Source organism: Wolbachia endosymbiont of Tuta absoluta, from assembly GCF_059414725.1.
The window spans coordinates 1-517 of sequence record NZ_JBNRJY010000805.1; the positions used below are offsets into that span (position 1 = coordinate 1).

1 protein-coding gene is annotated in these 517 nt (G+C 65.4%); it reads left to right on the forward strand.

The window, feature by feature from the left end; all coding sequences use genetic code 11:
- The first annotated feature begins 39 nt into the window (after positions 1–39).
- Complete coding sequence (locus ACJ5GX_RS08155; protein ID WP_495292899.1) at positions 40–282, forward strand: IPTL-CTERM sorting domain-containing protein; 243 nt, start codon at positions 40–42, stop codon at positions 280–282.
- Positions 283–517 lie beyond the last annotated feature (235 nt).

Here is a 517-nt window from a genome sequence, read left to right on the forward strand (position 1 = left end):
TGAAGAGGCCGGTGCCGATGGCGCCGCCGATGGCGATCGATCGCAGGCGCCAGCATCGCCGGCGGCGTCGTCCGCTACAGCGTCACCGACGGTGGTCCGCTGGACGAAGATGGCCTGGTCAACGGTGCCATCGTCGACCCGGTACTGGTCGCCGTGCCTGCCGATGTCGTGGTACCGCCATCGCCAGCGGCACGCCCCGTGCCAGCCAACCAGCCACTGGCCTTGTTGCTGCTGTCGCTGCTGCTGGTGGCAGGGGTTGCGGTCGCCCGTCGTCGCCGCTGATTTGGTCGACTGGCCTCAGGGCCCTCTGCAGCACCCTCTGCCCTTGGGCATGGGTCTTGCAGGGGGCCTTGTCGATGATACGCAGCCGTCAAGGCTGTTACTGCAAAATAGCGCAGGCCGCGCTTCCGGCCTGGCTTTCAAGGAAACGCAACCATGCTGCAAGAAGACCGTTTTGTCCGCATCCAATCGCTGCTCGCCTCCATCGACCGGCTCAGCACCGAAAGACTGATCGATC